This window comes from Halorubrum sp. 48-1-W (assembly GCF_003287355.1).
GTDB lineage: Archaea > Halobacteriota > Halobacteria > Halobacteriales > Haloferacaceae > Halorubrum.
This window is the reverse complement of sequence record NZ_QMIM01000004.1, coordinates 26,853-52,522: the sequence shown is the minus strand read 5'-3', so window position 1 is coordinate 52,522 and position 25,670 is coordinate 26,853. Positions and strand designations below refer to the sequence as shown.

General features: G+C 67.2%; 25 protein-coding genes. 5 read left to right on the top strand and 20 right to left on the bottom strand.

What is annotated here, in order from left to right; all coding sequences use genetic code 11:
• Positions 1–8: 8 nt before the first annotated feature.
• From DQW50_RS03045 to purE, 13 genes are all read right to left on the bottom strand, one after another.
• Positions 9–1,538, bottom strand: coding sequence for an NADH-quinone oxidoreductase subunit N (locus DQW50_RS03045; RefSeq protein WP_112077837.1), 1,530 nt, complete (start codon positions 1,536–1,538; stop codon positions 9–11).
• Positions 1,531–3,063, bottom strand: a complete 1,533-nt coding sequence (locus DQW50_RS03040; RefSeq protein ID WP_198664587.1) for a NuoM family protein — start codon at positions 3,061–3,063, stop codon at positions 1,531–1,533. The genes DQW50_RS03045 and DQW50_RS03040 overlap by 8 nt, the downstream gene beginning before the upstream one ends.
• Positions 3,060–5,090, bottom strand: coding sequence for an NADH-quinone oxidoreductase subunit L (gene nuoL / locus DQW50_RS03035; protein ID WP_112077836.1), 2,031 nt, complete (start codon positions 5,088–5,090; stop codon positions 3,060–3,062). Before nuoL ends, DQW50_RS03040 begins: the two co-directional genes overlap by 4 nt.
• 1 nt (position 5,091) lies before the next feature.
• Positions 5,092–5,412, bottom strand: coding sequence for an NADH-quinone oxidoreductase subunit NuoK (nuoK, locus tag DQW50_RS03030; RefSeq protein WP_112077835.1), 321 nt, complete (start codon positions 5,410–5,412; stop codon positions 5,092–5,094).
• Positions 5,412–5,756: a hypothetical protein gene (locus tag DQW50_RS03025; protein ID WP_112077834.1), complete on the bottom strand. Its 345-nt coding sequence runs from the start codon at positions 5,754–5,756 to the stop codon at positions 5,412–5,414. Before DQW50_RS03025 ends, nuoK begins: the two co-directional genes overlap by 1 nt.
• A complete protein-coding gene (locus DQW50_RS03020) occupies positions 5,753–6,025 on the bottom strand; it encodes an NADH-quinone oxidoreductase subunit J (protein WP_112077833.1) in 273 nt (90 codons plus the stop codon). The genes DQW50_RS03025 and DQW50_RS03020 overlap by 4 nt, the downstream gene beginning before the upstream one ends.
• Positions 6,026–6,074: 49 nt before the next feature.
• Entirely contained in the window at positions 6,075–6,536 is a 462-nt protein-coding gene (locus tag DQW50_RS03015; protein WP_112077832.1) for an NADH-quinone oxidoreductase subunit I, read from the bottom strand.
• A 1-nt stretch (position 6,537) separates the two neighbouring features.
• A complete protein-coding gene (locus tag DQW50_RS03010; protein WP_112077831.1) occupies positions 6,538–7,605 on the bottom strand; it encodes a complex I subunit 1 family protein in 1,068 nt (355 codons plus the stop codon).
• Positions 7,605–9,272, bottom strand: coding sequence for an NADH-quinone oxidoreductase subunit D (locus DQW50_RS03005; protein WP_112077830.1), 1,668 nt, complete (start codon positions 9,270–9,272; stop codon positions 7,605–7,607). Before DQW50_RS03005 ends, DQW50_RS03010 begins: the two co-directional genes overlap by 1 nt.
• On the bottom strand, positions 9,269–9,967 hold the full coding sequence (locus DQW50_RS03000; protein ID WP_112077829.1) for an NADH-quinone oxidoreductase subunit B: 699 nt from the start codon (positions 9,965–9,967) through the stop codon (positions 9,269–9,271). Before DQW50_RS03000 ends, DQW50_RS03005 begins: the two co-directional genes overlap by 4 nt.
• Positions 9,964–10,383 carry an NADH-quinone oxidoreductase subunit A gene (locus tag DQW50_RS02995; RefSeq protein WP_112077828.1) on the bottom strand — a complete coding sequence of 140 codons (420 nt, stop codon included), beginning with the start codon at positions 10,381–10,383 and terminating at the stop codon, positions 9,964–9,966. Before DQW50_RS02995 ends, DQW50_RS03000 begins: the two co-directional genes overlap by 4 nt.
• A gap of 156 nt (positions 10,384–10,539) precedes the next feature.
• Entirely contained in the window at positions 10,540–11,826 is a 1,287-nt protein-coding gene (locus DQW50_RS02990) for a nitrate/nitrite transporter (protein WP_394338565.1), read from the bottom strand.
• 76 nt (positions 11,827–11,902) lie between these two features.
• Positions 11,903–12,520, bottom strand: coding sequence for a 5-(carboxyamino)imidazole ribonucleotide mutase (gene purE, locus DQW50_RS02985; protein ID WP_112077826.1), 618 nt, complete (start codon positions 12,518–12,520; stop codon positions 11,903–11,905).
• Between the two features lie 229 nt (positions 12,521–12,749).
• Between purE and DQW50_RS18815 the strand changes: the two genes are divergently transcribed.
• Both DQW50_RS18815 and DQW50_RS02975 read left to right on the top strand, forming a co-directional pair.
• Positions 12,750–13,709: a helix-turn-helix domain-containing protein gene (locus DQW50_RS18815; protein ID WP_112077825.1), complete on the top strand. Its 960-nt coding sequence runs from the start codon at positions 12,750–12,752 to the stop codon at positions 13,707–13,709.
• Positions 13,702–15,654 carry a helicase HerA domain-containing protein gene (locus DQW50_RS02975; protein WP_241964316.1) on the top strand — a complete coding sequence of 651 codons (1,953 nt, stop codon included), beginning with the start codon at positions 13,702–13,704 and terminating at the stop codon, positions 15,652–15,654. The genes DQW50_RS18815 and DQW50_RS02975 overlap by 8 nt, the downstream gene beginning before the upstream one ends.
• 26 nt (positions 15,655–15,680) lie before the next feature.
• Here the strand turns inward: DQW50_RS02975 and DQW50_RS02970 are convergent, their stop codons facing one another.
• Positions 15,681–16,127 carry a hypothetical protein gene (locus DQW50_RS02970; protein WP_127341306.1) on the bottom strand — a complete coding sequence of 149 codons (447 nt, stop codon included), beginning with the start codon at positions 16,125–16,127 and terminating at the stop codon, positions 15,681–15,683.
• Positions 16,128–16,382: 255 nt separating this feature from the next.
• Here DQW50_RS02970 and DQW50_RS02965 point away from each other — a divergent pair, with 255 nt between their 5' ends.
• Positions 16,383–17,126 carry a universal stress protein gene (locus DQW50_RS02965; protein WP_112077823.1) on the top strand — a complete coding sequence of 248 codons (744 nt, stop codon included), beginning with the start codon at positions 16,383–16,385 and terminating at the stop codon, positions 17,124–17,126.
• A gap of 65 nt (positions 17,127–17,191) precedes the next feature.
• Here the strand turns inward: DQW50_RS02965 and DQW50_RS02960 are convergent, their stop codons facing one another.
• The 5 genes from DQW50_RS02960 to pyk all read right to left on the bottom strand — a co-directional run bounded on the left by DQW50_RS02960 (position 17,192) and on the right by pyk (position 22,670).
• Entirely contained in the window at positions 17,192–17,944 is a 753-nt protein-coding gene (locus tag DQW50_RS02960) for a winged helix-turn-helix transcriptional regulator (protein WP_112077822.1), read from the bottom strand.
• 85 nt (positions 17,945–18,029) lie between these two features.
• Entirely contained in the window at positions 18,030–19,412 is a 1,383-nt protein-coding gene (locus DQW50_RS02955) for an APC family permease (RefSeq protein WP_112077821.1), read from the bottom strand.
• Positions 19,413–19,745: 333 nt separating this feature from the next.
• A complete protein-coding gene (locus DQW50_RS02950) occupies positions 19,746–20,393 on the bottom strand; it encodes an NfeD family protein (protein ID WP_112077820.1) in 648 nt (215 codons plus the stop codon).
• A gap of 160 nt (positions 20,394–20,553) precedes the next feature.
• A complete protein-coding gene (locus DQW50_RS02945; RefSeq protein ID WP_112077819.1) occupies positions 20,554–20,781 on the bottom strand; it encodes a hypothetical protein in 228 nt (75 codons plus the stop codon).
• 128 nt (positions 20,782–20,909) lie between these two features.
• Positions 20,910–22,670: a pyruvate kinase gene (pyk, locus tag DQW50_RS02940; protein WP_112077818.1), complete on the bottom strand. Its 1,761-nt coding sequence runs from the start codon at positions 22,668–22,670 to the stop codon at positions 20,910–20,912.
• A 201-nt stretch (positions 22,671–22,871) separates the two neighbouring features.
• Here pyk and DQW50_RS02935 point away from each other — a divergent pair, with 201 nt between their 5' ends.
• Positions 22,872–23,255: an FxLYD domain-containing protein gene (locus DQW50_RS02935; RefSeq protein ID WP_112077817.1), complete on the top strand. Its 384-nt coding sequence runs from the start codon at positions 22,872–22,874 to the stop codon at positions 23,253–23,255.
• 129 nt (positions 23,256–23,384) lie between these two features.
• Positions 23,385–25,007 (top strand): flippase, encoded by a 1,623-nt coding sequence (locus DQW50_RS02930; RefSeq protein ID WP_241964315.1) that lies wholly within the window; start codon positions 23,385–23,387, stop codon positions 25,005–25,007.
• Between the two features lie 75 nt (positions 25,008–25,082).
• On the opposite strand, the gene DQW50_RS02925 is transcribed toward DQW50_RS02930, so the two are convergent.
• Positions 25,083–25,568, bottom strand: a complete 486-nt coding sequence (locus tag DQW50_RS02925) for a metal-dependent hydrolase (RefSeq protein ID WP_112077816.1) — start codon at positions 25,566–25,568, stop codon at positions 25,083–25,085.
• Positions 25,569–25,670 lie beyond the last annotated feature (102 nt).

The window sequence follows — 25,670 nt, the reverse complement described above, 5'->3', positions numbered from 1 at the left end:
CGACGTCCTCAGAACGAGCCGGACGCCGCGATGACGCCCTCCGCCGCGGCCTCGGCCGCCTCGATGACGGGCCCGAAGCCGGGTAAGAGCAGGACGGTCGCGACCGCCGCGAAGACGACCGCCGCGTACAGCGCGGTCGGCCGCACGTCGATGGCGTCCAGCGCGCTCGCGGTCGCGGGGTCGTCGAGGAACATCGCCCGCACGACCCGGCTGTAGTAGTACAGCGAGATCACGCTGTTGACGGCGCCGAGCGCCGCGAGCCAGAGGAAGCCGTTCTCGATCGCTCCCATGAACAGGAAGTACTTCGAAAAGAACCCGGCGAACGGGGGGAGCCCGGCGAGCGAGAACATGAACACGGCCATCGCCGTACACGCCACGGGCGCGCGCTGTGCGAGCCCGCCGTAGTCCGCGAACGTCCGACCGACCCCCCACCGTTCGGCCAGCGCGACGAAGAGGAACGCGCCGGTGTTCATGAAGCCGTAGACGAGCAGGTGCGCCATCGCGGCGCCCATCACGGCCTCGTTCCCGGGGCTCCCCGACGAGAGCGCCGCCAGCCCGATCAGCGCGTAGCCGGCGTGGCCGATCGAGGAGTACGCCAACATCCGCTTGACTTCCTCTTGAACGGCCGCTGCGAAGTTGCCGAGCGTCATCGTCACCGCCGCGAGGACGGCGAACGCGAGCGCCCAGTCGATGCCGGCCGTGACCGAGGCCCCGAGCGGGAACGCCTCGGTGAACACGCGGAAGGCGACGACGAACCCGGCCGCCTTCGACGCCGACGAGAGGAACGCGCTCACCGGGGCGGGCGCGCCCTCGTACGCCTCCGGCGCCCAGAAGTGGAACGGGACGGAGGCCGTCTTGAACGCGACGCCGCCGACGATCATTACGATCCCGATGCCGGCGATCCCGGCGAGCCCGTCGAGCGACTCGATCCCGCTCGCGACGTCGCCGAGGATCAGCGAGCCGGTCGCCGCGTACACCAACGAGATCCCGAACAGGAACACCGCCGAGGAGAGCGCGCCGACGAGGAAGTACTTCAGCCCCGCCTCGACGCTCCCGCGGTTCTTCTTCAAGAACGCCACGAGCGCGTACGACGGCAGGGACACCATCTCCAGGGCGACGAAGACGACCGCGAGCGAGTTGGCGACCGCCAGAAGCGCCATCCCCGTCGCAGCGAACAGCGTCAGCGAGTAGAACGCCGCCGGCCTCGGGTGGTCGTGGAAGTAGTCGTGGGCGGCCACGACGACGAGCGCCGTCACCGACGCGAAGATCGCGGTGAAAAACAGCGCCAGCGTGTCCACCTTCACCGCGCCCTCGAGCAACGTGATAGCCCCGCCGGTGTCGGCGTGCCCCGTCCCGGCGACGACGAACCAGACGGTGACCGAAAGCGACGCGAGCGCGCCGAGCGCGCTCACGACGGCCATCGACGTGTTCGACCGCTCGTTCGGACGGATCGTGTCGACCAACAGCAACGCGAGGCCGGTGAGCCCGAGCAACAGCGCGGGCGACAGCGCGGACCACGCCGGAAGCGCGTTAGACATCGACGCTCACCCCCTCGACCACGGGCAGCGCGGCATCACGGATCATCTCGAAGAACAGGTCCGGCGCGACCCCGAGCACGACGATCGCCGCGAGCAGGACCGCGAGTGGCGCGACGTCGTGGAACGGGGCGCGACCGACCTCGTAGTCGGTCTCGAGCCGGAACGGCCCGAACAGCGTCTTCTGCATCGCCGACAGCAGGTAGCCGGCGACGATGACGATACCGAACATCGCGAGCGCCGTGAAGACGGGCGCGTACGGGAGCGCCGGCGCGCCGAACGCGCCGACGAAGATGAAGAACTCCCCGGCAAAACCGGCCATCAGGGGGAGCCCCATGTAGCCGAACGCGCCGGCGACGAGGATGCCGACTGTGACGGGCATCCGGTCGGCCATGCCGGCCATGTCGCCGACCATCCGGGTGTGTGTCGCGTTGTAGACGACGCCGACGGCCATGAACATCAGCCCCGAGATGAGGCCGTGAGCGACCATCTGGAACGTCGCGCCGCCGACGCCGTACTCGGTGAACACGACGAGCCCGAGGATGACGTATCCCATCGACGAGACGGACGAGTACGCGACGATGCGCTTGAGGTCCTTCTGTGCGAGCGCCAACATCGCGCCGTAGATGACGCTGATCACGGCGATCGCGGCGATCGGGACCGCGAGCGCGGACGCCTGCTCGGGTAGCATCGTGAAGTTGAACCGGAGCAGTGCGTACGTCCCCATCTTCAGGAGGACGCCCGCCAGGAGCACCGACACCGGCGTCGGCGCCTCGACGTGGGCGTCCGGCAACCACGTGTGGAAGGGAACGATCGGCACCTTCACCGCGAAGCCGGCGAAGGTCGCGAGGAACGCGACCATCGCGATCCGGCCGGGCGAGATCCCGAACCAGGGCTCGAGCCCACCGTCGGCGATCGCCTGGGTTATCTCGGGGAGCCCCAGCGAGCCGATCGAGTCGCCGAGCGCGAACGTCAGCGACATGAACCCGAGGAACATCAGGAGCGACGCCGCGTTCGTGTACACGAAGAACTTGATCGCGGCGTACTTCCGCCGGGGACCACCCCAGACCCCGATGAGGAAGTACATCGGGACGAGGACCGCCTCCCAGAAGACGAACCAGAGGAAGAAGTCGAGCGCGGTGAACACGCCGAGCAGGTTCGCCTCCATGAACAGCATCAGCCCGTAGAACTGGCTCTGACGGGTGTCGACGGGCGTCCACGCGCTGAGTATCGCGAGCGGGACGAGGAACGTGGTGAGCACGACGAGCGGCAGGCTGATCCCGTCGAGCCCGACGAACCACGACACCGTCCGGCCGCCGACCTCGACCCACTCGTACCGCGACTCGAAGGCGATCGTCCCGCCCGTGAGCGCGTTGCCGACCGCGTCGAACCGCGACCAGAGGTAGAGGCTACCGACGAACGGGACCGCGCTGAGCGCGAGCGCGAGCCGGCCCGCCCACGCGTTCGGCGCGAGGAGAACGACGAGCGCGGCGAGGAACGTGAACCCGATGAGCGCCTCGAGTATCACAGGAACCACCCCCCGTTGACGCCGACGAGGACGAGCAACGCGATCAGCCCCAGCGTGAGCATCGCGGCGTACTGGGAGACCAACCCCGTCTGTATCCGCCGAACGCGGCTCCCGCCGGCGAGGCTCACCGAGGAGACGCCGTTGACGACACCGTCGATGATCCCTTGATCGAAGACGTCCGCGCCGCCCGCGACGTCTTCGGTTCGATACGCGATCCAGACCTGGAGTTCGTCGAGGTAGTAGTTGTTGTACAACACGTCCTTGATGCCGCCGAGTTTCGCCGTGTGTTCCGCCGGCGACGCGACGTTGTAGAGCCGCCACGCGAGACCGAGGCCGGCGAGCGCCAGCCCGAGCGAGACCGCCGCGCCGACGAGCACCGTTCCGACCTCGCCGCCGACCAGGGAGCCGCTACTGTACGGCCCGATGTCGGCGTAGTGGTGCGAGGAGAGCCCCGCGATGCCGCCCCACTCGTTGTCGAGCCAGCGATGGAGGTAGTCGATGCCCTCGAGGCCGAGGACCTTCTGGACCGGAACCATGTTGATGAAGCCGGTCACGACCGCGAGCGTCCCGAGCACCGTCAACGGTCCCTTCACGTTCCACCGGACCGGTTCGGGGTCTTCGGCCAGGTCGGTCCGCGGCTCGCCGTGGAAGGTCAAGAACACCATCCGGAAGGTGTAGAAGGCGGTGACCGGCACCGCGAGCAGCCCCATGACGTAGCCGCCGAGGAGCAACGGCTCGTTCAGGCCGTGGACGAGCGCCTCGTAGAGGACCTCGTCCTTCGACCAGAAGCCGGCGAACGGGAAGATCCCCGCGAGCGCGAGCGACCCGGCGAGGAACGTGTAGTAGGTGACGGGCATCCGCGATCTGAGCCCGCCCATGTCCCACATGTCCTCGTTGTGGTGCATCGCGATGATGACCGAGCCGGCGCCGAGGAACAGAAGCGCCTTGAAGAACGCGTGGGTCGTCAGGTGGAAGACCGCGGCCACGTACCCGCCCGCGCCGAGCGCGAGCATCATGTAGCCGTACTGTGAGATGGTCGAGTACGCGAGCACCTGCTTCAGTTCGTCCTTCACCACGCCCATCGTCGCCGCGAACAGCGCGGTGAAGCCGCCGATGAAGGCGATGACCGCGAGCGTCGTCGGCGTCAGCGCGTAGAAGCCGTACATCCGCGCGACGAGGTAGACGCCGGCCGCGACCATCGTCGCCGCGTGAATGAGCGCGGAGACGGGCGTCGGACCCTCCATCGCGTCGGGTAGCCAGGTGTGAAGCGGGAACTGCGCGGACTTGCCGACCACGCCGCCGAGCACGAGCAGCCCGACGACCGTGAACCAGGTCCCGACGTCGAGCCCGCCGGGCGTCCAGACGCCGGCCCCGCCGTCCGCGGCCAGCGCCGCCTCGGCGAGCGCGGGGAACGACCCCTCGCCCGCGAACGCCGCGGTCCCGAACGTCGCGAACACGGCGACGACGCCGACGAGGAAGAAGTAGTCGCCGAAGCGGGTGACGAGGAACGCCTTCTTCGCCGCCGACGGCGGCCCGGGCTCGCGGAAGTGGAACCCGATGAGCAGGTACGAACAGAGCCCGACCAGCTCGAAGAACATGAACGCCATGAGCAGGTTGTCGGCGACGACGAACCCGAGCATCGAGGCCGTAAAGAGCCCGAGCCCGGCGTAGTAGCGCGGCAGTCCCGTCTCGCCCTCGTCGTTCATGTAGCCGAGCGAGAAGACGTGGACCAAGAGCGCGACGAGCGTCACGATGACGAGCATGAGCGCCGAGAGCGGGTCGACGAGCGCGCCGAACGTCAGCTCGAACTGGTCGCCGCCGGCCCACGTGTACAGCGTCTCGTTGTACGCGCGGCCACCGGCGACGGTCGCTGCGATCCACAGCGACAGCAGGAACGAGCCCGCGGTCGCAGCGATCCCGCCGAACGCGCCGCCCTTCGGGAGGTACTTCCCCGCCCCGAGCGCGACCAGGAACGAGAAGAACGGTAACAACACGACGGCCGGAACGTAGGCGAATGCGTCCACCATCTTACCACCTCATCTCCGTCGGAACGGTCACGTCGATGTTTCCGAAGTTGCGGTACAACACCAGGATGATCCCGATCCCGATCGCGACCTCCGCGGCCGCCAGGGCGATCACGAACAGTGCGAACACCTGGCCGGTGAGGTCGCCGTAGTACAGCGAGAACGCGACGAAGTTGATGTTCGCCGCGTTCATCATGAGCTCGACGCTCATGAGGAAGTACAGCGCGTCGCTCCGGGTGAGGATCCCGAACAGCCCGATACTGAAGACCCCGGCCGCCAAGAGGAGGTACCACTGCGGCGGGATAGACGCTGCCACCGCGGCCATCACCGCTCACCCCCGTCGCGTCCGCCGTCGGTGAGCGCCTCGCCGATCGCCGCGCTCACGGAGCCGCCGTCCTCGCGCCGTGCGAGGTAGATCGCCCCGTCGACGGCGACGTCGAGCGCGACCGCGACGATCAGGAAGGCGGCGAGGAAGCCCTCGGAGGGGATCGACGCCACCTCGCCCAGGTTGAACAGGGCATAGCCCACGTTGTGGACGATCGACTCGCCCTCCGGGAAGCCGGCCACCTCCCCGAAGCTCGCCGACAGGAACGTCACGGCCATCACCGCGAACAGCGCGCCGGCCGCGATCGCGGGCAGGATCCGGGTTCCGCCGGAGTCGTCGGTCATCCGCTACTCACCTCCACGTCGTCCGTTCTATCCGATCGCGTGAGCATCACGGCGAACGTGACGAGTATCAGAACCCCGCCCACGTAGACGAGGATCTGCATGGCGGCGATGAACTCCGCCTGTAACATCACGTAGTGCACCGCGACGCTCGTCAGGGCACCGCCCAGAAGCAACGCGGCGTGAAACACGTCGCGCGCCATGACGACCCCCAGGCTGAACGCCAGCGTGACCGCGGCGAACAGCGCGAACGCGATGGTGTCGTAAACCATTGTGTAACCCTCCAATCAGCGTCCCTTTGAAGATTTCGAGATACGCCCGTTACTGGTAGTCGATCTCGCCGTCCCCCTCCCCGATCCACGCGCCGCGATCGGGGTTCCGGGACTCCAGCGGGTCGATACCCTTGTACCACGGGACGTTCTTGAGCTGTTCTTTGTTGTAGACGAACTCGTCTTTCGAGTCCGCGGTGAACTCGAAGTTCTGGGTCAACAGGATGGCGTCGACGGGACAGACCTCCTCACACAGCCGGCAGTAGATACACTGCCCGATGTGGAGGTTGTACTGCTCGCCGTTGCGCTGGTCGTCCTGAACGATCTGGATCGTGTCGTTGGGACAGACGTTCTCACACTGCCGACACCAGATACACCGCTCCTGGCTGAACTTGTGAACCCCGCGGAACCGCGGGCTCACGTCGGGGGCGTCCTCCGGATACTCCACCGTGAAGGTCGACCCGTCCAGTGCGTGTTTCATCGTCGTTGCCATCGATTTCATGAGTCCGATCATATCAGGCGATCACCCCCACGATTACGGCCGTGAGCACCAGGTTCGCGAACGATAACACCAGCATTCCCTTCCAGCCGATCTCGATCAGCTGGTCGATACGGACGCGCGGCAGCGCCGAGCGCGCCCACTGCGTGAACAGGAAGAAGCCCCAGATCTTCACCACGAACCAGAGGAAGCCGATGCTCTCCGGTCCGGGGCCGGCCGCCCCGCCGAGGAACGTCAGGGCGAGGATCGCCCCGCCGAGGAAGATGTGAACGAACTCACCCAGGTAGAACAACACGAAGTACGCGGAGGAGTACTCGGTCTGGTACCCCGCGACGATCTCCGTCGGCGCCTCCGGGATGTCGAACGGGTTTCGACCGATCTCCGCCATGTTCGCCGTGAGGAACAGGACGAACGCGAACGGGTTCACGAAGGCGTACCACGTCGGCACGTCGAAGCCGCCGACGCTGAAGAGGACGTCAGCCTGCGCGGCGGCGATGCCGCTGGTCTGGAGCGTCCCCGCGAATATCACGACGGACATCGCGGTCACGATGAGCGGGATCTCGTACGCGAGGTTCTGTGCCACCGCGCGGAGTCCCCCCAACATCGAGTACTTGTTGTTCGACGCGTAGCCCGCCATCACGAGCGAAACGGACGCGATGGACGCGAACGCGAACACCAACGCCAACCCGACCTCGGGGTCGGCGATCTGGAGGTTCACCGGGCCGAGCCGACCCATCGGGATCACGGCGAACCCGAGCAACGCCGACGCGGGCAGGACGATCGGCGCGAGGTCCCACGTCGGCCGATCGACGCCCTCCGGGACGATCAGCTCCTTCGCGAGCAGTTGGACCGCCGACGCGGGAATGATGAGTAGCCCGAACGGCCCGACACGGTTGACGGCGATCCGGTCGGTGAACGCGGCCGTGATCTTGCGTTTCGCCCACGGGCCGGCGACGCCGGTGAACGCGAGCACGATGTTGCCGACGACCGCGGCGGCGACGAGCGAACCGACCACGTCGCCGAGGACGCCCGACAGCCCGAGCGTCTCCGAGACGAACTGGGGGAAGAGCTGTACCGTTCCCATCAGCGGTCCACCTCCCCGAGCACGATGTCGAGGCTACCCAACGCGGCGATCACGTCGGGGATGTACTCGCCGTTGGCCATCTCGGGTAGCGTCTGGAGGTTCGAGAAGCAGGGCGAGCGGATCTTGAAGCGGGCGGGTTTGTCGGTGCCGTCCGCGCGGATGTAGATGCCGAGTTCGCCCTTGGCCGCCTCGACGGCGCGGTAGATCTCGGTGTCGTCGTCCGGCCGCAGCGTCCGCGGGACGTTCGCCTGGATGGTTCGCTCGTCTTCGGGCCAATCTTCGAGCAGGTCGACGCACTGCTCGATGATCTTCGCGGACTCCTCGACCTCGCGCATCCGGACCAGCAACCGAGAGTAGTTGTCACAGCCGTCCTCGGTGACGACGTCCCAGTCCAGCTCGTCGTAGTAGCCGTACGGGTCGTCGCGACGCAGGTCGTAGTCGACGCCCGACCCACGGACCACCGGTCCGGTCGCGCCGTACTCCTTCGCCACCTCCGGCGGCAGGATCCCCGTGTCGATCGTTCGCATCTGGAATATCTCGTTTGCCGTCACGAGGTCGTGGTACTCCTCGACGGAGCCGGGGAGCTGGTCGAGGAAGTCCCGGGTCTTCGAGAAGAACTCCTCGCGGGGCTCGGGGAGGTCCCAGACGACGCCGCCGAGCCGGAAGTAGTTGAACATCAGCCGCTGGCCCGTCAGGTCCTCGAGGAGGTTCTGAACGCGCTCGCGGTCGTTGATCGCGTACATGAACGTCGCGGTGAAGTCGCCGTTCACGTCGAGCGCGAACGTCGCGAGCGCGAGCATGTGCGCTGCGATCCGGCACATCTCCGCGCCCATCGTCCGGATAACCTGCGCGTACTCGGGGACCTCGATGTCGGCGAGGTCCTCGGCTGCCCGCGCGTACGCCCACTCGTTGAGCAGGCCCCCACCGCCCCAGTCCCAGCGGTCGGGGTACGGCATGATCTGGTGGCGGTAGGTGCCCGACTGGGCCATCTGCTCCTCACAGCGGTGGAGGTAGCCGATGTCCGGCTCCACGTCGATCACCTGCTCGCCGTCGAGGATCGTCTTCAGGTGGAGCACGCCGTGGGTCGCCGGGTGGTGCGGCCCGATGTTGAGGAACATCGTGTCCGACTCGGCGTCGAGATGGTGCTCCTCGAGCGGGTTCGCGTGCGCCGGGAGCGTGGCGATCTGCGGGCGGTCCCTGTCGTAGTCCATCGACAGCGGGTGACCCTGCCACGTCTCGGGGAGGAGGATCCGTCGGAGGTCGGGGTGGTCGTCGTACTCGATCCCGATCAGGTCGTACGCCTCCCGCTCGTGCCAGTCGGCCGTGCGGAACACCGCCTCGCCCGACTCCGAGACCGGACGGTCCTTGTCCGCGGGGACGACGACGCTGACCTCCTGGGTCGGGTCGTCGAACTTCTTCAGGTGGTAGATCGACTCGTACCGGTTCTCGTACTCCTGGGCCGTGACGAGCGACAGGTGGTCGTAGCCCGCCGCCGATTTCAGCCTCGAGAGGGTCTCCTGGACCGTGTCGGGTCGGATCACGAACCCAGGTGCGTTCAGGTGGTCGTCGCGGTCGACGACGAGGTCGCCGAGTAGCGCCTCCAGCTCGTCGGGGGTGCGCTCGGGGACGTCGTCCGTCTCTGGGGTGTCTGGTGCTTCGAGGCTCATGGTGAATCGGCGAAGTTGTACCGCATGACGAGTTCGTCCTCGTCGATCTGGTCGGTTAGCTTCTCGACGAGTTCGTCCCGCTCGAGGTCGGAGAACTCCTCCAGTTCGTACGGCTTCACCGTCACGGGGGCGGCCTCGCCGTTCGCGACGCGCTCCTGGAGCTTGACGACCCCGTAGACGAGCGCCTCCGGACGCGGCGGGCAACCTGGGACGTGGATGTCGATCGGGATGACCTCCTCCGCGCCCTTGATCACGTTGTAGCCCTCCTGGAACGGGCCGCCGGAGATGGTACACGATCCCATCCCGACGACGAACTTCGGCTCGGGCATCTGGTCGTAGACGCGCTTCATCCGCGGGGCGAACTTCGAGACGATCGTCCCGGGGACGATCATCACGTCCGCCTGCCGCGGCGACGCGCGGGGGACCCCGCTACCGAAGCGGTCGAGGTCGTGTTTCACCGCGTACGTGTGCATCATCTCGATACTACAGCAGGCGATGCCGAACTGTAGCATGAACATCGAGGAGCCGCGACACCAGTTCAGGAACTTGTCGAACTTGGTGAGGATGAACGGGGAGGAGCCGAACGCCTCCCGGAGGCGGGAGTTGAACCGGTCACCCTGTCCCTCCATGCGGCTGTCGCGGGTCTCGGTTACCACGCGCGATTCGTCGGTGATGAACGGTTGATCGCTGCTCATGTGTTGAGGTCACGCTCCGTCTTTCTGCTGGCCGCACGGGAACTCCGGGCCCACTCGACGGCGCCGGTCCGCCACGCCCAGCCGAGCCCGATCGCGAGGATCCCGACGAAGGCCAACATCGGCCACAGCAGGTCGCTCATGGGGACGCCCGCCTCGATCGCCGGGCGGTAGATGACGGCCCACGGGAACAGCAACACGGTCTCGATGTCGAAGACGACGAACAACAGCGCGACCATGTAGTACTGAATGTTGAACCGGATCCGCGTTCCGCCCGTCGGCGTCTCGCCGGACTCGTATGTAGTTCTTTTACCGGTCTCAGGCACGCTCGGCCGAAGCAACGCCGAAACCGTCATCATCCCGACGGGGATGAGGAGGCCGACGGCCGCCAAGGCGCCGATCGCTATCCAATCACTCATATAGGTCTCCGTAACGTGCTGGGATTTGAACCGCCCCCTCATAAGCGTTGAGACTCGTGCGCGCGGGCGTTCCGAAGGCCGGTTTCCGGGCGCCGACCTCCGACCGGTCCCCGGGCGACGGCCGCCATCGGGTCTCCCCCGCGAGTACGGCGCGAGCTACGGCCGTGGCGCGCCTCGGGGCAAGAACAGACAACAGCCGGCAGCGGCGAGGGCGAGCGCCGACGACAGGAGGAACACCTCGTCGAAGAAGCCAGCGTCGGCGAGGGCACCGGCGACGACGGGGCTCCCCGCGCCGATGCCCATGTACCCGGTCCGGAGCACGCCGAGCCCGGACCCGCGGACGGTCGACGGGAGGGCCGACGTGAGATACGAGAGCGTCGCCGTCGAGTAGCCGAGCAGGGCGCTGAGCCCGAGCGTCAGAACGCTCAGCCCGGGGAGCGACCCCACGGAGGGGAGGACGGCGAGCGAGACGGTCGCGACCGCCAACACGAGGGGAAGCGTCCGTCGCGCCCCGTACAGGTCGTACGCGCGGCCGGTCACGGGCTTGACCGCGACGCCCATGGCGAAGAAGCCGCCGAAAAGCAGCGTCGCCGTCGTCGGCGCGAGCCCCTTCACGTCGATCAGGTAGGTGGGGTAGAAGCCGGTGAACGCCTGCCAGGCACAGTAGGCGAGCGTCTGGATCGTCGTCACGACGATCACGGGCCGGGTCCGGAGGGCGTCCGCGACGGTCCGGGCCGTCCCGACCGCACGCTGGAGGGACCCGCCCCCGGCCGTCGACGCGGTGTCGGCGGAGGGCGCAGACGGGTCGGCAGAGGGCGGGTCCGCGTCGCCCTCGCCGGCGCCGCCGTTCGGCTTCGGGAGCGTGGCGAACAGGCCGACCGCCGCGAGCAGGAATCCCGGGATCGCGAACGCGAACCCGAACTGCCAGGCAAACGTGACCGCGAGGAAGCCGGCGAACGGCGGCAGGAGGGTGTTCCCGAGGTCGCCGGCCGCCATCGTGACCCCGATCGCGGTCCCGTCGTTGTCGGGGTAGACCGCCGACAGGATGGTGAACCGGGAGACGCCGTACAGCGCCGTGCTCAGCCCGAACAGCGCCGTCGCGGCGAACAACAGCTCGACGACCCCGGCGACGACGACCAACCCGAGGACGGCCCCGGAGACGAGCGTGCTCGCCACGAGCACCGCCCGCTCGCCGAACCGGTCCGAGAGGACTCCGCCCGGGAGCTGACCGACCGCGTACGCCAGCCACAACACGGTGAGGAGGAGGCCGGCCGTCGAAAGCGATATCCCGTAGGCGGTACGGAGGTGCGGGATCACCGCCGGATAGACGAGCCGAACGCCGAGCGAGAGGAACCACCCGCCCGCGACGGCGACCAGGACCGGCGTCCGTGGGTCGTCACGGAGCCCGTCGACGCCCGCCGCGATCCGCCGAACCCGGGATATCACTGTGATTCGAGCGTGGTTAACGGTTCAGTCATAAACCTCGTCGGATCCCGGGGAACCCGGCCGGATTCGGTCGTCACTCCCCGTGTCTCTCGCGGAACCCGTCGATCCCCAGGTCGTGGAGGTCGGCCGAGACGTCGGCGACGCCGTCTTTGAGGTCCTCGTGGTACGCCACCAGCCGTTCTTCGATCTCGTCGTGTTCGCGTGCGAGCACCTGGCCGGCCGACAGCCCGGCGTTGAACGACTTGCCGGCGTCGACGGCGACGATCGGCGCGCCGGTCGGCATCCCGATCACGGAGTCCACGGACTTCTCCTGGACCGGGACGCCGATCACGGGGATCGGGTACGCGATGGAGGCGGTCATGTTCGGGAGGTCAGCCGACTTCCCGCCCGCGCCGGCGACGATCACGTCCAGTCCGCGGTCCGCCGCGGTCTCGCCGTAGGCGTACATGAGTTCGGGGGTCCGGTGTGCGGAGACGACGTAGCTCTCGAAGGTGAACCGCGCTGTCGGCTGCTCGGCGAAGTCGGTCTGCTCGGCGAACCCCAGCTCCGAGAGGGCGTCGTAGGCGCCCTCCATCGTCGGGAGATCGGAGTCCGACCCCATGATTATCCCCACGTCGGGGGTCGTCTCCGGGTCGGCGTCCGCCGCCGCTTCCGTCTCGAGCCGGTCGATGAGGTCCTGGACCGTGGGCATGGATCCGGGATCGACCGGCGGGATGTAAGTCGTTGCGGCTTCGTCCCGCCCGCGGTCGAGACGTCCCGATCACGACGACCCGAGGCGATAGTTTATCACGCGGGCGCTACCTGTCACGGGTATGACCGAGCAGGAGACGATCCACGTCGCGGACGTCAGCGAGGGGATCGGCGGCGACGCGACGGCGGAACCGGAGTCGATCTGCTCGTGAAATATTATGTAGGATAGCATGGAAAGTACTTGCCATGTACGGCACGAAACTCTTCGGACGATCGGGGCGTCGACAGTGACCGGAAAGAACCCTTGGCGGGACGCCGATCGACTCCGATCACTGTACATAGAGGACGACCTCACGACGACAAAAATCGGCGAAACACTCGGTTGTAGTCGAAAAACGATCGAGAATTGGCTAAAAAAACACGGCATCGAGAAATCACAACCGTGGAAAAGCGAGGATCGTCTTCGGTCCCTTCGTCAAAAGGGGATGAGCCAGAGCGATATCGCGGACGAACTGGATTGTAGTCAGGGGATCGTTCACGTATGGTTACGCCGATTCGGAATCGACACGAGTCGCATCCGAACGGACCAGCCGTGGCACGACGAAGAGACGCTTCGCCGGTTGTACGTCGAATCGGGACTAACGATGGCGGAGGTAGCAACAGAACTCGACTGTAGTCGACAGACGATCGAGAAGTGGATACATCGCCATGATATCGAAACACGCACGTACAATCCGGAAACACCCGCAGAGTTACAGACCGAATCGAAGCTCAGATCGATGTATCTCACGGACGGAATGAGCACGTACGAGATAGCGGAGCGGCTTGAGTGTGCCCCCTCGACCGTTCACGGCTGGTTGGGTCACCATGAAATCGAAACGCGTTCGGTCGGGTCACAACCCGGAGAGTTACATCACCGCTGGAAGGGAGGTGTAGACGAGTACTACGGCGATAACTGGATGTGTCAACGTCGGAAGGCCCTTCGTCGAGACGACTACGAGTGTCAGAGATGTGGAATCACTCAGTCGGAACACCGAGATCAGACCGACATCGGACTGGATGTCCACCATCAGCGACCGATCCGAACGTTTCAATCACCAGAGAGCGCAAACACACTCGACAATCTGATGACACTCTGTCGTTCGTGCCACAACACCGTCGAACCGCCGAATACGAAACAAAATGACTGACAAAAAACAAGAGATATCCGTCGGCGTCGATCAAAAGCAGAACGAGGACGTATCGCTCCCGGTGGTGGAACTTCTCACCGGTCGAGGATTCATAACTGGCAAATCCGGATCCGGAAAGAGCAACACCGCCTCCGTAGTTGCCGAGAAACTCCTCAATTCGGCGTTTGGACTCCTCATCGTCGACGTAGACGGGGAATATTACGGATTAAAGGAGGAATACGAGATCCTCCACGCCGGCGCCGACGACGAGTGCGACATCGTCGTCTCCCCCGAACACGCCGAGAAGCTCGCGAACCTCGCGTTGGAACAGAACGTGCCGATCATCCTCGACGTCTCCGGATACCTCGAGGAGGACGTGGCCAACGAGCTGCTCTTGGAGGTCGTCAAACAGCTGTTCGCCAAGGAGAAGCGCCTGAAGAAGCCCTTCCTGCTCGTCGTCGAGGAGTGTCACGAGTACATCCCGGAGGGCGGCGGGATGGACGAGACGGGAAAGATGCTGATCAAGGTGGGTAAACGCGGCCGGAAACACGGCCTCGGCATCGTGGGGATCAGCCAGCGTCCGGCCGACGTGAAAAAAGACTTCATCACCCAGTGCGACTGGCTCTGCTGGCACCGGCTCACCTGGGACAACGACACGAAGGTGGTCGGCCGGATCCTGGGCTCGAAGTACGCGAGCGCCGTGGAGGACCTGGGCGACGGCGAGGCGTTCCTGATGACCGACTGGGACGAGTCCATCCGCCGGATCCAGTTCCACCGCAAGCGGACGTTCGACGCCGGCGCGACCCCCGGGCTCGACGACTTCGAGCGGCCGGAGCTCAAGTCGGTCTCGAGCGACCTCGTCGGGGAGCTCCAGTCCATCTCCGACGAGAAGGCACGCCACGAATCCGAGCTCGCCGACCTCCGCCAGGAGCTCGAGAAGAAGGACCAGCGGGTCCGCCAGCTCGAGCGCGAACTGGAGGAGGCCCAGGACCTGAGCGACATGGCCGACCAGTTCGCCCAGGCGCTCTTGGGCAAGGCGGAGGCACCCTATCGCGGCGGTTCCGGCCGCTCGGTCGCCTCCGAGAAGCGGCGGGCGCAGTCGGGTCTGGAAGCCTACAGGGACGGGGACAGGAGGGAAAACGGAAGCCGGGACGAGGACGAAAGCCGGGACGAGGACGAAAGCCGGGACGAGGACGGAGCAGTCGACACCGATCCGCACGACCGCAGTGACGACTCGGACGACCGCGCTGGCGCCGACGGGAGGAACGACCGCGCCGACGCCGACGGGGCTGTACCCACGGGCGAAGCCGAAACCGGGCCCGGAACCGACGACGCCGAACCCGAGCGGTCGGCCAACGTGGACCCCGTGACGCGCGCGGACGTGGCCGAGGGCGCGCTCCGGTTCGACGACGCCATCGAACTCGGCACCCGGGAGGCGGTCATCGACGAGCTACGCGGGCGGATCGAGTCGCTCCTGGAGCTGTCGCGCGGGATGTTACAGCACTACCGACGCGAGGGCGTCTCCGATCCCGTGGCCGCCCACATCGACGCCGGCGGCGACGGCGACGCGGGTCACGCCTACAGCCGGCACCGCCCGATCCGGAAGGCCGGGCTGATCCGTCACGCCGGTCGCGGCCGCTACGCGTACGCGGTCCCCGACCTGATCCGCGAGGCATACGCCGACCGCCTCGACGAGGAGTCGGTGCGGGAGGTCGTCCGCGCGGTCGAAACCGCGTTCGTCCCGCCCGGCGAGCGGTCGTATCCGCCGGACGCGACCCCCGAGGAGGTCGGCGGGCGGGACGACGCGTCGACCGGGTCGGACCGCCGATACACGGGGGGCGATCGGGGGGACGGGGTCACCGGACGCGACGGAGACGACGAGGGGAACACGGGTCGGCCGGCGGAGTCGAAACTGAGCGAGGCGGCACGACGGCTCGCCGAACGGGGCCGAAGCGGCGACGAGTGAGCGAGGTCGGTCGCCCGGGAGGGAAGCTATCGATCGCCCCGGAAGAAGCTCGCGACCGCCGACCGGACCGCCGACCAGACGTCGTCCGTCGTCTCCGAGCGTTTCTCGGAGAGCTTTCGGTCCTTTTCCGAGAGGAGCCGTTCGTAGCGCTCGATCACGTACCGGAGGTGTCGGTCCTTGCGTTCGATCTCGGCCTCCAGCCGCTCGATCTCGACGTCGGACCGGTCCCTCCCGTCCGGGGAGCGATCCCCGCTGCCGGACCGGCTAGGGTCGCGGTCCGGGAGGAGGCGTTCCCTCCGATCCGACGGACCGGTCCGTCGGTCCACGGCACGTTCCCGGTCCCCCGGATCGCTTCGAGCCGCCGAGATCGGGTCGAGGGGGGTTCCAGGCGCGTGTCGCTCGCTACCGCTCGATTCGCCTCGATAGTGGACGTTCTGGACGGGGGGACCGAGGATCATGTGTCGAGATAGCATGTACCTGATCCACGGGGATAAATGTCAGTCAGACGAGCGTCATCCCCCCGTCGGATACGCAACCGCCCACCGTTTCGACGACCCTCAAGCGGGTTTTCGACCCTGCCGACGAGGTCCGCTCACGAGTCTCGGCGTCGTCGAGACGGCGAGTAGTGGCCGATGTCTCCGGGTCGATGGGCCGGCAGTTCGGAGGGGCCGTCCCGCGCCGACGGGAATCGACGGCAGATATTTTTCCGTAGAATTCCGAGTTGCGGTATGACCGATACCGTTCTCGTTCCGTTCGAACTCCCCGATCCGGAACCGGTCTCGCCCGTCCTCGTGGATGACTTGGCGTCGCTCGACATCGTGGTCATGGGTCACTTCGCGGTGCCCGAACAGACCCCGTCCGAGGCGGCTCGCGAACAGTTCGAAGCGGAGGCGGAGACAGCGCTCGAGGAGGTCGCGGAGCCGTTCCGTGCGGTGAGCCAGTCCGTTCGCACCCGCCTGGTGTTCGGGAAGGACCGGGCAGCCGCGATCGATCGGGTCATGATCGAGGAGGACTGCGCGGCGGAGCTCACCCCGGCGCCGACGGAGGGGATAGACCGGATCCTCGTCCCGGTGCCGGCGGTCCCCGATCTCTCCCGACTCCCCGCGTTCGTCAACGTACTCTGTGAGGACGCGACTCGGGAAGTCACGCTGTTCCACGTGGCCGAGGGAGGTGAGGCGATTGAGCACGCCGAATCGGTCGTCGCCGAGACGCGCGCGGGAATGATCGAGTCCGGGTTCGATACGGACCTGATCGACACCCGCGTCGTCGAGGGCGACGAACACGACGAGGAGATCCTCCGGGTCGCGGAGGAGTACGACGCCGTCGTCATGTACCAGGCGGAATCGCGCCTGGGCGACCGGATATTCGGGACGCTACCGGATCGGATCGCCGACCGAACGGGCGACCCGGTGATCGTGGTCCGGCGAGACTACGGAGACGACTCGGCGAGTCGAGACGAGCGATCGGCGTAACGGTGTGATCGAAGCCGGGACTGAACCCGGGGACGGACCCGCGACCCTGTCCGGACCCGCACGCGCTAGGAGGGAACGGAGTCCGAGAACGTGCTCAGCGCTTCGTCCTTGGGGACCCCCTGCGGGATCAGGGTGACGACGTCGTCGGCCTCGATGACGGTCCCGTCCTCGGGTTGAACGATCGCGCCGTCCCGTTCGATCGAGATCAGGATCACCTGTTCCGGCAGGAGGTCCTCCTCTCGAGCTGTCTCGAGGCTCAGCCCGACGATCGGTGCCCCTTCGGTGACGGCCACCTCGAAGACCTCGGTGCCGTCGCCGAGGGTCACGAGTCCGGTCGCTGTCGTCGACCCGGAAACGTCCTCGGGGCCGAACGAGGCGTACGGGCTCCGTATCTCCGTCTGAACGAGCTCCTCGTCTTCGATCCGGATGTCGAGCTCCGAGAGCGCGCGTGCGATCTCCCGGAGGTCCCTGGTGTCGTTACCGACGGCGACGACCTGGAGGTCGCGCCGCCCGGCCATCAGTACGCGGACGTTGATCACGCCCGGGATCGACTGAGCCGCCAACGCCAGTCGTTCGCGCTCGGCGGCAGGGACCGTACACATGTACAGCGACGTCAGTCGCCCGCCCGCCCGCTCGAAGTCGATGGTCGCGGTGTACCCCTGGATCACGCCGGCCTCCTCCAGCTGTTCGATCCGGTTCCGGACCGTTCCCGCGGAGACGTTCAATCCCTCGGCGATCATCGGCGCGGAGGTGTTCCGTGCGTCCTCCATCAGCGCGTGGATGATGCGCCGATCGATCTCGTCTAGCCGGTACGTCATACCTGGACCTCCACGAGGACGGCGCTTATCGGTTGTGTCTCAGGGATCGTCCGGTCGAGACGACCGACAGCGGTCGACCGTCCGGTCATTCGGGCTCCGTCGAGGCGAGTCCATCGTCCTTCTCGCCACGATACTCGTGGACGATCGTCCCGAGCGCGCCGGTCCTGTCGGTCCGGGAGCGCCCGTAGGCGAAGTAGATCAGGGTGCTGCCCGCGATGATCCCGACCGCGCCGAGGATCGGCACCGTCCCCATCTGTGTCAGGAGCCCGATCCCGGCCAGGAACCCGAAGACCTGGACGTACGGGTACCCGGGGGAGGTGAACTCGGGTTGATACGAGGGCACGTCGGCCTCGCGGAACGCGACCAGCGCCAGGTTGATGATCGAGAACACGAGGATCTGGAACGCGCTCGCCAGTTTTGCCAGTTCGACCACCGGTACGAACGCGATGAGGAGCACTAACACGGCGCCGGTGAGAAGCACCGAATTGCGCGGCGTCTTGAACCGGTCGTCGATCCGCCGAAGCCGTGGCGGCAGGAGGTCGTCGCGGCTCATCGCGAGCGGGAACCGCGAGGACGACAACACGCCGGCGTTCGCCATGCTCGTCAGTGCGACGACCGCGATGACGGAGATGACGACGACGCCGAACCCCCCGAAGAGCGCCCCCGCGCCGTCGGCCATCGGGGTCAACGACGCCGTACCGCCGGGACCGCCGGTTTCCAGCGTCTCCGGGTCGCTCAAGCTGATCACCGCACCGACTACGGCCACGTACAGGACGGTCATGATCCCCATCGAGCCGAGCATGGCCCGCGGAAGGTTCCGAGCAGGGTTCTTGACCTCTTCCGCAACGCTGGCGATCTTCGTGACGCCGGCATAGGAGACGAAGACGAACGCGGACGCGGTGACGATCCCGCTCGTCCCGTGCGTCGTGAAGGGAGTGAACCGACTCGTGTCGATCAGCAACCCGGCGTTGGTCGTGTACGCGGTCAGCCCCACGAGGACCAGGCTAACGACGAGGGCCTGGACGCGACCGCTCAGTTTCGTTCCGGAGACGTTAAGCACGATAACGAACAGGCCGAGTCCGAGCCCGACGTACGTTACCGCAGCCTGTGAGATCGGCGCGAAGAGCAGAAGGTACGCGCCGAGACCGACGAGGGCGAACGAGCTCTTGAACACCAGCGAGAACCACGCACCGATCCCGGCGATGGTGCCGAACAACGGGCCCAGCGCACGGTCGATGTAGAGGTACGTCCCACCGGACTCCGGCATCGCCGTCGCCATCTCGGCCTTCGACAACGCCGCCGGGAGGACGACGATCGCGGCGAGGACGTACGCCAGTATCACCGCCGGTCCAGCCTTCTTGTACCCGAGCGCCGGCAGGACGAAGATCCCGCTGCCGATCATCGCGCCCATGCTGATCATCATCGTCGGATACAGTCCCAGACTCCGATCCAGGTCGTGTCCGGCCATCGATACCGGTGATAACGGTCCTATCCTATTAGGTATTCTGATTCAGTAATATATGGCCCCTTATTTTTCGGTATCAGTAATACACGGGGCTCGAGAGCACCGGGACCGGATCAGTGGTGACGGGACCGGATCAGTGGTGACGGGACCGGATCCGTCGTGATAGAACCGAATCCGTCGTGACGGGACCGGGTTGTCGAGAACGCGGATCGGTCCGTTCGCGTCGGTCGCTCGGACGCGACGTCAACGCGAAGGGCGGGCCGTCCGGTGACTGTCGGTTCCCGAACGACGTTTCGAAACGTGACCGCAGGAGCGACCGTATCGGTCGGAGGGTGGCTACTCGGAGCGTTCCCGCTCCACGTCGGCTTCGGGGGGTTCGACCGTCGACGCGTCCGCTTCGGTCTCGGGATCCGATCGAGCGTCGTCCGCCTCGGCCGCCTTGCGTGCCCGATCGGCGGCGAGTTCGCGGTCGATGTCGTCTTCCACGTACGCCATCGATTCGACGGTGACGACGTTGCCGCCGCCGGGGTCGACGACCATCACCTCCTCGCCCTCCTCGATGGTCCCCTCGATCGAGCGGGCCGAGTAGTGCGGGTTGAAGCCTCCCCCCTCGAGTTTGACCTGCCCACCGCGGGGAGTCACCGTCTCCGAGACGGTCCCGAGTTTCCCCTTCAGGCTGTCGCTGTCGCTGGTCTGCGGCTGTCCCTTGCCGCCGTAGAGGTCGAACTCGCGGTAGCCGTAGAACGCGGCCGCGCCGACCACGAGAGTGAGCACCGCCATCACGAACGTGATGACCCCGCCGGCGAGGCCGAGGGTCGCCAGGAGCAACCCACCGAGGCCCGCACCGATGAGCGCGATGCCGACGACGATGAAGTTCGCGCCCGGCGCGATCGCCTCCGCCATCGCCAGCAGGAGCCCGACCGTCAACAGCAGGAGGGGGAGGGTGTCGGGACCGAACAGGTCCGCCTGCAGGAGCACGTCCATACCACCCCGTACGGCTGGGAGGCGGATAAGTTGTGGTACGACGGGACACGGGGTCGGTCCTCCGCAGCGTGAGCCGACCGGGGGGGGCGTTGGGACGGTCCCGACGATCTCCTGTCGACGAACCCCTGTCGACATTCCGTATCGACGACGTACACCCGGTTCAGAACCCGAACACGAACACGCCGACGACGAGCGCGACCCCGAGCACGACGAAGACGGCGTGTTCGACGTCGATCGACCCCGGCTCGATCGGCTCGCTCTCGGGCGTCGACGTGTCCTCGGTGATCCCGTCCGGCCCCACGTCGTCGAGGCCGAACCGCCACTCGCGGTCGTCCTCGCCGTCATCACGGACCTCGTTCGCCCGACTGCGGGTGTCGTCGCCGCTCATACCCGCGGTAGGGGCGTGCCAAATAAATGACTGGCGGGCGCGACTCGAGCGGAGGCGGCCCCGTCGGCTTACACTCGAGCGGACACGGCCCCGTCGGCTTACACTCGAGCGGACACGGCCCCGTCGGCTTACCGCCGACGGGCGGGCGCGATCACGTCGCCGTCGTACACGACGCCACGCTCGCCGTCGAGCGTCAGCGTGGTCCCGTCCGCCACGGAGTCGGGAAGCGTCACGCCGGAGACCATCGGCACGCCCAGCTCGCGGGCGACGACGGCGGGGTAGCCGGTCATCCCCGGGCGGGCGTCGACGATCCCGGCGATCCGGTCGAGGTCCCCGGTGAACTCGCCCTCGAAGTCGAGATCGAGCGCGACGATCGACCCGTCGGGGACCGTAGAGAGGTCGCCGTCGTCGCTTCGGTGGACCGGCGCGGCCACGCGGCCGGCGACGATCGCCTTCCCGGTGGCGATCGTCTCGGCCGCGATGTGGACCTTCAGCGTGTTCGTCGTGTTCGTCCCCTCCAGCTCCGTCAACATCCCCGAGAGGACCACGAGGGTGTCGCCGGAGGCGGCCGCGCCGGTGTCGAGCGCGGCGTCGACCGCGTTGTCGAGGACGTCCTCCATGTCGTGGGCGTAGTCGGTGGTGACCGGCTGGATCCCCCACGACAGCGCGAGCTGGCGGCGCACGCGGTCGTTCGGGGTGGTCGCGACGACCGGCACGCCCGGGCGGAACATGGCCGTCTTGCGGGCGGTGTAGCCGGACTCCGAGACCGCGACCACCGTCGACGCGCCGATGTCGCGCGCCAGGTAGCGCGCCGAGCGCGCAAGCGCCTCGGTCCGGGAGCCGGCGGCGGCGGTCGGCACCCGCTGTTCGCGCGTCTCCGCGTACTCCCCGCTGGTCTCGACCTCGCGGACGATCCGGTCCATCGTCTCGACGACCCGGATCGGATGGTCGCCGATGGCGGTCTCGCCGGAGAGCATCACCGCGTCGGTCCCGTCGAGGACCGCGTTGGCGACGTCGGAGGCCTCGGCACGGGTGGGTCGGCGCGAGCGGATCATCGAGTCGAGCATCTCGGTCGCGGTGATCACCGGGACGCCCTCGTCGACGCAGGTGCGGATGATCCGCTTCTGGATCATGGGAACGTCCTCCAGCGGACACTCGACGCCGAGGTCGCCGCGGGCGACCATCACGCCGTCGGCGGCGTCGACGATGCCCGTCAGGTTCTCGACGGCACCGGCGCGCTCGATCTTCGCTATCACCGGGACGTCGTCGCCGCCGTACTCCTCGAGACGGTCGGCGATCCGGTAGACGTCGTCGGCGTCGCGGACGAACGAGGCGGCGACGAAGTCGGCGTCCGCGCGCGCGGCGAGCCGGAGCTCCGCCTCGTCCGCCGGCGTGACGAGATCGACGTCGATCGCGACGCCCGGGAGGTTGACCCCCTTCCGGGAGCCGAGTTGGCCGCCGGAGACCACCCGTGCGACGACCGAGCCGTCCGCGTCGACCCGCTCGACGCGACACTCGATCCGACCGTCGTCCAGCAGGACCGTGTCGCCGGGGGACGCGGCACCGATGGAGTGGGTGAGCCCCACCCGTTCGGGCGTCGCATCCGACCCCTCGTGGAACGTCACTTCGGAACCCGTCGCGACCGTGATCGGACCGTCTATCTCGGCAGTGCGGACCTCCGGTCCCTTCAGGTCGACCATCACCGCGAGCGGGTCGTCGATCGCGTCGTCCACGGTGCGGACCAGCTCGATGACGTCCTCACGATGGGCCGTCGTCCCGTGGCTGGCGTTGAGTCGAGCGACCGACATCCCCGCGTCCGCGAGGCCGCGGATCGTGTCCCGGTCGTCCGACGCCGGACCCAGCGTACAGACGATCTTGGCGTTGCGCATACCGCCGGTTTCGGCGGAGGGGCGCAAAAAGGCACAGGGTTGAGTCGGAATCGAGTGAACGTTCGTGACCGTCCCGTTCGTGCCTGGCCGTCCGCTCCGCGATCCGAGCCGGTTGCTATCTCTCTACGAGGAGCAAATCCCGCCGTTCACGGCGGAGAGGATGTCACCGTTTTATTTCCTTCCACTCCTGACGGGAGGCAGATGCGCCGTCGCCGTCTCCTCGTCGCGACCGCGGCCGTCTCGCCGCTCGCCACCGCCGGGTGTAGCGACGATCCGGACGAGGAGATATTGGAGCCACGAGCGCGCGTCGTCGAGAGCGAGCTCGTGCGGGAACACGAGGGGACGGACGAGGAGACGGTCGCCGTCGAGGGCGTCGTCGAACGGACCAGCGACGAGCCGATCACGTACCTCGAGGTTCGGGTCCGCTTCCTCGACGCGGACGGCGAGGTGTTGGACAACACGATCGAACAGGTGCCGGACGTCTCCGAAGGCGACCGCTGGGAGTTCACCGTCGTCTTCCCCGACGTCGGTGAACGCGCCGCGCTCGTCGCCGACCACGAGGCGGAAGTCGTCAAGAATCCCTGAGATGGACCACGAGACGACCGCCAACGGGGTCAGACCGTTCCACGAGAAACGACTCGCGGGCCCGAAGTACGAGAACCGGCCCGTTGGCCCGAAGTACGAGAACCGGCCCGTTGGCCCGGGGTACCGGTCGTGACGCAGGGATCGGGGCCGGACGTGATCACGGACGACGGCGGGCGGCCGCCACCGGACCCGACCCCCTCGACAGAGGTGCGCGAGGACACGACCGACACGACGGTGCCGCCCTCGAACACGGGGGATCAGACGATGGCGGAGCAGGGCGGCGTCACGTTCGCCGGCGAACTGATCAAGAAGGGGTTCGGGTTCCTCGTCGTCGCCATGATAACCCGGCTCGTGAGCCCCGGCGTCTACGGGCTGTTCGTGTTGTCGACGTCGGTGCTCCACCTCACGCAGGTGTTCGCCAGCGCGGGGTTACACCGAGCGATCGACTACTTCGTCCCGCAATACCTCGAGCGTGGCGAGCCCGGTCGGGCCCGCGGCGTGACGGTACAGGTGTTCGGCCTCCTGCTTCTCACCTCGACGGTGACGGCGGTCGGCGTGTTCCTCGCCGCGGAGACGCTCGCGACGGCGTTCGACGAGCCGGGGATCGCGACGGGGCTCCGACTGCTCGCCGTCGCGCTCCCGCTGTTGGCGGTTTTCAACGGACTGATGGCGTCGTACAGCGGTATCAAGCGTCTCAGGTACCGCGTGTACGTCCGCGACATCACCAGGCCGACGGTGCGGCTGCTCGCGACCGTCGGCCTGCTCCTCGTCGGCTTCGGCCTTGTCGGGATCGTCGGCGGCTACGTCGTCGGCCTCCTCGTCGGGATCACCCTCGGGGTCGTCCTGCTGGTTCGACAGGACGTGCTGCGGGGCGGCGAGACGACGTTCACGCCCGTTCGCGAGGTCCTCTGGTACGGCGTGCCGCTCGCGCTCGCGGGCGTCATCTACGTGGTGATGGGACAGGTCGACTACTTCGTCGTGGGCTACTACATGTCCTCGGACGACGTGGGTATCTATCGGATCGGGTACATGCTCGCAGCGAACCTCCTCGTCTTCTTCTCGTCGCTCGCGCCCGTGTTCAAGCCGCTGATCGCCGAGCGACGGCACGACCACGACGCGGTGACCGAGCGGTATCGGACCGCGACGCGGTGGGTGCTCGCCCTCTCTTTGCCGGTGGCCGCCGTCCTCGTGCTCGGAGCCGAGGCGTACCTCTCGCTCGTGTTCACGCCGCAGTACACGGCCGCGAGCGGCGTCGTGCTCGCCTTGGTCGTCGGCTACCTGGTGAGCGTGACCGCCGGTGGTCCCGGGGGCACGCTCCTCCAGGGGCTCGGCTACTCCCGAATGGTCTTTCTCAACTCCACGCTGCTTTTGATCGCCAACGTCGTGTTCAGCGTCCTGCTGGTGCCGCGGTACGGTATCCTCGGCGCGGGGGTCGGAACGATGCTCGCGCTGATGCTCTCCGGGACTGCCGCACTCCTCGAGGTGTACTACTACCGGGGGATCCATCCGTTCACGCGCGAGCTCGGCCTCGTCGTCGCCGCGTGGCTTCCCGCGCTCGCGCTCGGCGCGCTGGTCGTCACGCTCGTGTCGAACGACCTGGTCGTGGCCGTCGTCCTTCCCCTCGTCGTCATCGGAACCTACGTTCCCGCCGGACAGGCGCTCGGCGTCGTCACTCCCGCGGACGTCGATATCGCCGAACGGATCGTTCCCCGGTCGGTCGTCGATCGGCTCCGGCGCGTCGCCGAGACGTAGCGGGGACGGGACGGCCGGCAGACCCGTCACGCCGACGGCGACTCGAGAGCGTGGTGTCCGGTACGACGGAACCGTTCAGTGCGCCACGGCGACCGCGATCACCGTCGAGAGGACCCCGACGACGAGGAACAGCCGGTTCGCGTGGGGGCTCTTCGCCGGCGTCAGATCGAGGGAGTAGTGTGCCGACGACAGGGGTCGAAACGGGCGGATCCCCATCGGTGTGATCGCGTCCCCGGCGATGTGAGAACACAGCGACAGCGTCACCGTACCGGCGACGAACGCGGGCGTCCACGCCGGGAGCGCCCGGAAAACGCCGCCCGCGGCGAGCGTGACGGCCGCGAGAACTCCCACGAGTAGTCCGACGGCGACCGCGAACGCGACGGTGTGTGTCGCCCCCCGATGCGGGATCGGGAGCTTGTGATCGGCGTCAGGCAACGTGGCGGAGGCGACGGCGAGACCGCCGCCGAGGAGCGTCAACCCGGGCTCGCCGATCGCGAGGGTGACCCCTACAGCCGGGGTGTACGCAAGCAGGGCGATGCCGACGTGCCCACGCCAGTACATGCCCCTCCTCCGTCGATATCGAATAAAAAGGCGTCGCCGGAGCCCGCGGGCGCGAGACGAGCCGCCACACAGCAGTAAGTGTCATTAGGAACGAAATATATA

Excerpts from the sequence above, each read along its gene's own strand:
- DQW50_RS03045 (WP_112077837.1), bottom strand. The coding sequence starts at position 1,538 with ATGTCTAACGCGCTTCCGGCGTGGTCCGCGCTGTCGCCCGCGCTGTTG.
- nuoL (WP_112077836.1), bottom strand. The coding sequence starts at position 5,090 with ATGGTGGACGCATTCGCCTACGTTCCGGCCGTCGTGTTGTTACCGTTC.
- nuoK (WP_112077835.1), bottom strand. The coding sequence starts at position 5,412 with ATGGCCGCGGTGGCAGCGTCTATCCCGCCGCAGTGGTACCTCCTCTTG.
- DQW50_RS03025 (WP_112077834.1), bottom strand. The coding sequence starts at position 5,756 with ATGACCGACGACTCCGGCGGAACCCGGATCCTGCCCGCGATCGCGGCC.
- DQW50_RS03020 (WP_112077833.1), bottom strand. The coding sequence starts at position 6,025 with ATGGTTTACGACACCATCGCGTTCGCGCTGTTCGCCGCGGTCACGCTG.
- DQW50_RS03015 (WP_112077832.1), bottom strand. The coding sequence starts at position 6,536 with ATGATCGGACTCATGAAATCGATGGCAACGACGATGAAACACGCACTG.
- DQW50_RS03010 (WP_112077831.1), bottom strand. The coding sequence starts at position 7,605 with ATGGGAACGGTACAGCTCTTCCCCCAGTTCGTCTCGGAGACGCTCGGG.
- DQW50_RS03005 (WP_112077830.1), bottom strand. The coding sequence starts at position 9,272 with ATGAGCCTCGAAGCACCAGACACCCCAGAGACGGACGACGTCCCCGAG.
- DQW50_RS03000 (WP_112077829.1), bottom strand. The coding sequence starts at position 9,967 with ATGAGCAGCGATCAACCGTTCATCACCGACGAATCGCGCGTGGTAACC.
- DQW50_RS02995 (WP_112077828.1), bottom strand. The coding sequence starts at position 10,383 with ATGAGTGATTGGATAGCGATCGGCGCCTTGGCGGCCGTCGGCCTCCTC.
- purE (WP_112077826.1), bottom strand. The coding sequence starts at position 12,520 with ATGCCCACGGTCCAGGACCTCATCGACCGGCTCGAGACGGAAGCGGCG.
- DQW50_RS18815 (WP_112077825.1), top strand. The coding sequence starts at position 12,750 with ATGGAAAGTACTTGCCATGTACGGCACGAAACTCTTCGGACGATCGGG.
- DQW50_RS02975 (WP_241964316.1), top strand. The coding sequence starts at position 13,702 with ATGACTGACAAAAAACAAGAGATATCCGTCGGCGTCGATCAAAAGCAG.
- DQW50_RS02970 (WP_127341306.1), bottom strand. The coding sequence starts at position 16,127 with ATGCTATCTCGACACATGATCCTCGGTCCCCCCGTCCAGAACGTCCAC.
- DQW50_RS02965 (WP_112077823.1), top strand. The coding sequence starts at position 16,383 with ATGACCGATACCGTTCTCGTTCCGTTCGAACTCCCCGATCCGGAACCG.
- DQW50_RS02960 (WP_112077822.1), bottom strand. The coding sequence starts at position 17,944 with ATGACGTACCGGCTAGACGAGATCGATCGGCGCATCATCCACGCGCTG.
- DQW50_RS02955 (WP_112077821.1), bottom strand. The coding sequence starts at position 19,412 with ATGGCCGGACACGACCTGGATCGGAGTCTGGGACTGTATCCGACGATG.
- DQW50_RS02950 (WP_112077820.1), bottom strand. The coding sequence starts at position 20,393 with ATGGACGTGCTCCTGCAGGCGGACCTGTTCGGTCCCGACACCCTCCCC.
- DQW50_RS02945 (WP_112077819.1), bottom strand. The coding sequence starts at position 20,781 with ATGAGCGGCGACGACACCCGCAGTCGGGCGAACGAGGTCCGTGATGAC.
- pyk (WP_112077818.1), bottom strand. The coding sequence starts at position 22,670 with ATGCGCAACGCCAAGATCGTCTGTACGCTGGGTCCGGCGTCGGACGAC.
- DQW50_RS02935 (WP_112077817.1), top strand. The coding sequence starts at position 22,872 with ATGCGCCGTCGCCGTCTCCTCGTCGCGACCGCGGCCGTCTCGCCGCTC.
- DQW50_RS02925 (WP_112077816.1), bottom strand. The coding sequence starts at position 25,568 with ATGTACTGGCGTGGGCACGTCGGCATCGCCCTGCTTGCGTACACCCCG.